We start from the raw sequence: 6,640 nt of genomic DNA on the forward strand, positions 1-6,640 counted from the left end.
ATGTTAAGCCTAGAGGTGACGTATGATTGAGTCCCAGCAGATCGCAATTCTTGAAGCCTTTGACGCAGCACGAGCAGCACAGCCTCGCCTGCCAGCGATTGATATTGCCGAGCGCTTATCAATCAGTGAAGGCGAACTTCAGGCCGCGCGCTTAGGCCGTGACGTATGGACGCTGCCCCTCGCGCCGAAAGACCTTGCGGCGCGCCTCCCCCTGTTAGGCCGAGTCAAAGCGCTCACCCGCTCCCGTTTAGCCGTGCTTGAGCAAACCGGTGATTACCCTGACCTAGACGGTGGGCCGCAAACCGGCTTGCTGCTTGACCCAGGTGGCCTAGATTTACGGTTGCTGTATTCCCATTGGCACTGGGCTTGCCTAATCCGCGACCCTATTCATGCCCCCCTGCCAACGGAGAGTGAACAAGGCCAGTGGCGCTGGAGCCTGCAAATTTTCAATCAGCATGGCTGCGCCATTCACAAAAGCTTTGCGCTGGAAAATCCGCTGCCCCGCCCATGGGGCGCATTAGCTGCTCTAGGCACCCTAGATACCCCCGCGTTTACCCAAAGTGTGCCCCGCTTAAAGCGTGCTCTTCCTGAAGCGCCGACACTCGCCAGCGAATGGGCGGCGATGCGCGATGTGCACCAATTTTTCGCCCTGCTCCAGCGCCACCATCTAGAGCGCATTGAAGCCAACCAGCTAATGGAAGGCCGTTATACTCGCGCGCTGCCCGTCGATGCCCTGGAAAATCTGTTAACCAAAGCCAGTCAGCGCACACTGCCACTGATGCTGTTCGTAGCCAGTCCTGGCTGTGTGCAAATTCGCACGGGCACGCTACCTGAACCTCAGCGCGCCCGCGGCTGGCTGAACCTGTTTGGCGAGCAGTTCACGCTGCACCTTAATGACACTGCCATTGAGCAAGTGTGGCAGGTCAGCAAGCCTAACCGCGACGGTGGCGTCACCAGTGTAGAAGCCTTTGATGCAGAGGGTTCTTTGGTGCTGCAAATTTACGCTGAGCGCCAGGAAGGTCGCGTGGAGCGGCCCGAGTGGCGGCAGTTGCTGAATGAACTCGGCAACCAAGAGGCCGTGGCATGAATGTCACACGCTTCGCACGCCACTCGCTTGCCGCGCTACTGATTGGCTGGCTAACCACTGGCGGGGCGCTAGCCAACGAACGCTGGGTCATTCTGGGCGGCGATATCGCTGAAATCATCGCCGCGCTTGACGCGGATATCGAGGTCGTTGCCCGCGATGATACGGTGCTCCACCCGCCCGAAATGGCCGCACTGCCCTCGGTAGGCTATCTGCGCCAGCTGTCGGCAGAAAGCGTACTCTCAGTGGCGCCGGACCGTGTGTTAGCCGCGGGACATTCCGGCCCGAAAGAAGTGTTGGAACAGCTAGAGGCCGTGGGTGTAACGGTTGATGTGATTGATGCCCCTGCTGACCTTTCCTCGATTGCCGAGAAAGTCCGCACGGTGGCTCAGCACACGCAACGCCAACAAAGGGGTGACGAGTTGGCAGCCTCACTCACCGCAACGCTTGAGCGCTTGGCGGCTCTTCCCCCGCTGCCGGATACGCGTGCGATGTTTATTCTTCACCATAGTGGCCTAACACCGCGGGTTGCCGGCAGCGACACCGCCGCCCATATAGCCTTGAATGCCGTTGGCCTCGACAATGCTTTTGGCGATATGGCGGGCTATCAAAGCGTTGCGGCAGAGGCGCTGGCAAAAGAAGCACCCGCACTGGTGATTATGTCCCAACGGGGGTTAGACGCGCTGGGCGGTGAAAATGCGCTATGGCAGTTACCGGGTATGCGCTTAACGCCCGCAGGACGCGAACAGCGGCTTATTGTGATTGATGATCAGGCCCTGCTCGGTTTTGGCCCTCGCACGCCTGAGCAGCTATTTACCTTGCGCCAGAACATTGAAGCACTGCTGGGCACAGAGCAGGTCAGCCGATGATCACCAGCGCTTCCCATGATCGTTATCGTCCCTTGTTACCGCTTAGTCGAACAGCACGGGTGTTAAGTGGCCTTACCCTGGCGTTATTGATCGCCCTTGGCTGGGGTGCTGCTTCAGGCGCGTTAGGTGTGTCGCCCTGGGCACTCGTTAATGGCAGCGCAGATGAGCTCAGTGTCCAAGTGTGGTGGCAGCTACGCCTACCGCGCCTGCTCCTGGGGGTTGCCGTGGGGGCGATGCTGGCGGGCAGTGGTGCCGCCATGCAGGGGCTATTTAGAAACCCATTGGCCGACCCAACGCTATTAGGCCTTGCCAGTGGTGCAGGGCTATTTGTAGCACTTTGGATTGTGCTATTTCAGGACAGCGCTGCCGGTAGCCTCTATGGCCAGTTTGCAGCGGGCTTTCTCGGTGCGCTTAGTGTTTGCTTAGTGGTGTTTGGCATTGCCAAGCGCCAAGGGGGTGGCAGTGCCGCCGTCATGTCACTGCTACTAGCAGGCTTAGCAATCAACACGTTAGCAGGCGCTGGAGGCGGCGTACTGGCGTTTATTGCCAGCGACGAGCAACTTCGTCAGCTCAGCTTATGGGGAATGGGCACGCTTACCAACGCTCTGTGGCGCACCACCGCCGTAGCCCTTGCCCTGATTGCTGTTGCCCTATGGCTGTTAATACGCAGCGCTCGTGAGCTTGACCTACTTCAGCTAGGCGAATCTACCGCCCATGCGGCAGGCCTGGATGCAACGTGCTTAAAACGCCGCGTGGTCGTTGCTACCTCGCTGGGTGTAGGGCTGTGCGTCGCGCTTACCGGCGTGATTGGCTTTCTTGGTTTACTCGTCCCCCACTGCCTGCGACTTTGGCTCGGGCCTGGCCATCGCCTGCTGCTACCCGCCTCTATGTTAGGCGGTGCACTACTGCTAGTGGTGGCCGACACCCTGGCGCGCACCCTCGGCGCGCCCGCCGAAATCCCCGTCGGGCTGTTAACCAGCCTACTGGGCGGCCCCTATTTTCTTTACCTGCTAATGCGTCGGAACCGGGCATGCTAACTCTACATCAGGCGGGTTTTACCACCACGCCCTCAATCGCGCCGCTGGACGGCACCCTTCGCCCTGGTGAGCTACTCGCCATTGTTGGCCCCAACGGCGCGGGCAAAAGCACACTACTCAGCATGCTGTCGGGATTTCGTCCCTGTGAACAGGGCGAGCTACATCTGGATGGAAAACGCCTGAGTGAGTGGCCAATCAACGAGCTTGCCAATCGCCGGGCGCTGGTCGCCCAGCAAGAGTTGCCCGGCTTTGATTGGCAAACCTTTGAGCTGGTGAGCTTAGGCAGCAACCCCAGCAATGCACTGATTGCGGAACTGCTGCATGACCTAGATCTGACGCAGTTAGCTAAACGCAGCGTACTTTCACTCTCTGGCGGTGAACGCCAACGGGTAATGATTGCACGAGGTGCCTGCCAGCTACTCTCACGGCGCTCTCCTACCGCTAAAGATGGCGGGCTTTTACTGCTGGATGAACCCACTAGCGCACTCGATATCGGCCAGCAACAGCGCTTAATGCGTCAACTACGCACCTGGGCAGAACGGCACAATATGGCGATTGTCTGCGTGCTCCACGACCTCAATCTCGCCAGCACCTACGCCGATCGGGTATGGCTGTTACATCAGGGCCAGCGTATTGCTCACGGCTCGCCCGCCCTAGTGCTTGACCCCGCCACCATCGCCAAGGTGTATGACGTAGAGCTGCAGCCTATCAATAGCAGTAACGCTGCAGCCCCTCTTCTCGCCCTAACGCCTTAAGATAACGTTCAGCAGCCAACGAGCTCTATCCCGCAGAGTGGCAAAGCCTTCATATAAGTCCATACTTATCCCATACGTAACGGGCAATATATGCATTACCGTGTGCCAATTGGGGAGCAAGAATGAGACTGATCAGCCTCATGTGGGTAATGCTGGCAGGGATGAGTTTTAGCATCGGCGTATTAGGCATTTTTCTGCCCCTATTGCCGACCACCGTGTTTATGCTAATCGCTATTTACTGTGCCTCAAGGGGGTCTCCACGTTTTGAGGCCTGGATTCGCTCCCGCCACTATGTCGGGCCGCTGCTGGTTACCTGGGAACAAGAGCGCGCCATACCCAAGCGCGCTAAGATTTTTGCCGTTTGCACGATAGCGTTGAGTGCCGTAATCACCGTCTGGTCACTCGGGCCTGGCTGGTTAAGCGGGGCAGTGGTGGCCCTACTAATGCTGATTGCCCTTTGGCTGGCTACCCGGCCAGAGCCTTCGTCTCATAGCTAAGTGTGACTGAATAGTTCATCGTTTAGTGAAGTGATCGCCACTTCCAGCTGTAGCGCTGCTTGGGCTCGATATGGGCTGGTATACCGTGTGCTTGCATCACAGTACCTCCATGGCTTTCAACCCTACCTGTCTATAACATTCATAAAGCGAGCCGCCAGGAGTTTGCACTTCTTTAACACTAAGCTTCCAATAAGGACGGGCTCTATGCGCGATGAGGAAAAATACACAAATTCAGAGGAGCAACTGCTCTATCTTCAAAAACGGTTAGATGAGGAAGATACCGCCGCCCTAAGCGAGCTGTTTACTGAACTCGATATTTTATCGATTGCGCGCACGCTCGAGTCTTTTCCAACCAAAACTCGCGACCGATTGTGGGAGTACATTCCTGAAGCACTGCTCGGCGAAGTACTCGCCGAAGTCGATGAAGATATTCGTGCCGACTACATTGAAGACCTTTCTGCCAGCGATGTAGAGCAAATCGTAAAAGGCCTAGATGCCCAGGAAGTGGCTGAAGTTCTCGACGTCGCCGACGAAGAGATCAAAACGACCGTCTATGCCAGCTTAGATCAAGAGATCCGCGCCCAAGTTGAGAACCTGCATTCTTATGAAGATGACGTGGTCGGCCGTTACATGGACCCAGAAACGGTTAATGTAAAACAGGGCGTATCGCTGGAAGCCGTACAGCGCTATATCCGTATTCATCAGCTGTTGGATGATGAATCGCAACAGATCATGATTACCGACAAGGATAAGCGCCTGTTGGGCACGCTGACGCTCATTGATCTAGTCAAACAACCACAGGAGAGCGTCGTTGATGAGTACATGGTTGCCCCCTTCACACTCAATGACCAGATGAAGGTAAGCGAGGCTGCCGCACTGCTCCGCTCTAAAGAGCTGCCTTTTGTTCCGGTTTGCGATAGCGACGGGCTGTTAGTGGGCCAGTTGAACGCCGCTGATGTATTAGAAATCACCCAAGATGATGCTGACATGACGTTAAAGCACATGTCGGGCGTCAGCGACGAAGAAGAAGTCTTCACTCCGATACTGCGCAGTGCAAAGAGCCGCGGCATTTGGCTGGGCATTAACCTGCTCACTGCATTTTTAGCGGCCTTCGTAATTGGGCAGTTTGAAGAGGTCCTGGATCAAATTGTAGCGCTAGCCATCCTGATGCCGGTGGTCGCGAGTATGGGCGGGATTGCGGGCAGCCAAACCCTCACGGTAGTGATACGCGGCCTAGCGCTCGGCCAGCTCGCCGGTAATAACAAACAGTGGCTCTATAACAAAGAACTGTGGGTGGGGATGAGTAACGGCTTGGTGTGGGCACTCGTCGTTGGTGGTATTTCCTACCTGTGGTTCGGCGATCCGCTGATTACACTGGTGATTACGCTGGCCATCTTTGTGAATATGAGCCTAGCGAACTTATCAGGCGTGCTGATTCCCTTAGTGTTGAAAAGGTTACAAATAGACCCCGCATTATCAGGTGCCGTCATCTTAACCACCGTTACCGATGTGGTCGGCTTTATGTCGTTCTTGGGGTTAGCTACTTTAATCATCCTATAACCATGTGCCCCTGGCGGGCACTGCAACACTTGAAAGGAGAAATCGCTAAGCACCGCTTGACTTGGAGAAGGTGCCCATATATTTCTGCTATGTGCGGCACGGCTCCGGATAGCGCAGGGAATCAGGCAATAGGGCGATTCTGATGAGCGAGCCATCTTTTGAACAAGATGCCAATGCTCAGGGCACAACTGTCGAACGGAAAGCTGCTGGCCGAGGGAAAGAACGAAGGAAATAAATAGACCGACTTCACCGGACAACAACAGTACAGCAGCGGTATGACAGCTGAACCGGCCCTCGCAGCACAGGATGAAGTCGAGTGAATGACCGTTAACACCTGCACGCTAATGGGGAACCGGACATATGAACAATCCGTATGAGACGCTATTCCACCGCCAGAAAACAGCTTTTCTCAGCGACCGCACGAAATCACGCGACTGGCGGCTAGATCAGCTCGCGAGAATGGAGCGCATGCTGCTTGAACATCGCGAACGCTGGTGTGCAGCACTTCATCAAGATTTCGGCAAGCCGCCGTTCGAACAGCAGTTCGAGATCACTGTGCCGATGGGAAATATCGCCTATTATCGCGACAATCTGGACCGGCTGATGGCACCGGAAGAGGTCGAAATCCCTGAGGGGCTGGCAAAGCTCGGCCAGCGCGGTGTGATCCGACGTGAACCCTTCGGCGTGACACTGGTGATCGGGCCATTCAATGCGCCGATCCTCCTGTTGCTCGATCCGGCCATCGCGGCGCTGGCAGCGGGCAATCCCGTGATCCTGAAACCGGCCAATACCACGCAGGGAAAATGCATGAAAACCCGCGCCATGATGCGGCTTTCAG

7 protein-coding genes are annotated in these 6,640 nt (G+C 56.3%); all 7 read left to right on the forward strand.

Annotated elements, in window-relative coordinates; genetic code table 11:
* Nucleotides 1-22 precede the first annotated feature (22 nt).
* On the forward strand, nt 23-1,087 hold the full coding sequence (locus tag INT21_RS06105) for a ChuX/HutX family heme-like substrate-binding protein (RefSeq protein ID WP_193059553.1): 1,065 nt from the start codon (nt 23-25) through the stop codon (nt 1,085-1,087).
* Nucleotides 1,084-1,953 (forward strand): heme/hemin ABC transporter substrate-binding protein, encoded by an 870-nt coding sequence (locus tag INT21_RS06110; RefSeq protein ID WP_193059552.1) that lies wholly within the window; start codon nt 1,084-1,086, stop codon nt 1,951-1,953. The genes INT21_RS06105 and INT21_RS06110 overlap by 4 nt, the downstream gene beginning before the upstream one ends.
* Nucleotides 1,950-2,990, forward strand: coding sequence for a FecCD family ABC transporter permease (locus INT21_RS06115; protein WP_193059551.1), 1,041 nt, complete (start codon nt 1,950-1,952; stop codon nt 2,988-2,990). Before INT21_RS06110 ends, INT21_RS06115 begins: the two co-directional genes overlap by 4 nt.
* Nucleotides 2,984-3,745: an ATP-binding cassette domain-containing protein gene (locus INT21_RS06120; RefSeq protein WP_193067832.1), complete on the forward strand. Its 762-nt coding sequence runs from the start codon at nt 2,984-2,986 to the stop codon at nt 3,743-3,745. The genes INT21_RS06115 and INT21_RS06120 overlap by 7 nt, the downstream gene beginning before the upstream one ends.
* Before the next feature lie 122 nt (nt 3,746-3,867).
* Nucleotides 3,868-4,242, forward strand: a complete 375-nt coding sequence (locus tag INT21_RS06125) for a YbaN family protein (protein WP_226912429.1) — start codon at nt 3,868-3,870, stop codon at nt 4,240-4,242.
* 204 nt (nt 4,243-4,446) lie between these two features.
* A complete protein-coding gene (mgtE, locus tag INT21_RS06130; protein WP_193059549.1) occupies nt 4,447-5,802 on the forward strand; it encodes a magnesium transporter in 1,356 nt (451 codons plus the stop codon).
* Between the two features lie 360 nt (nt 5,803-6,162).
* Nucleotides 6,163-6,640, forward strand: a 478-nt coding sequence (locus INT21_RS06135) for an aldehyde dehydrogenase family protein (protein WP_193085003.1), incomplete at its 3' end; no start/stop codon positions are given.

The organism is Halomonas sp. 3F2F, from assembly GCF_014897805.1.
Taxonomy (GTDB): domain Bacteria; phylum Pseudomonadota; class Gammaproteobacteria; order Pseudomonadales; family Halomonadaceae; genus Vreelandella.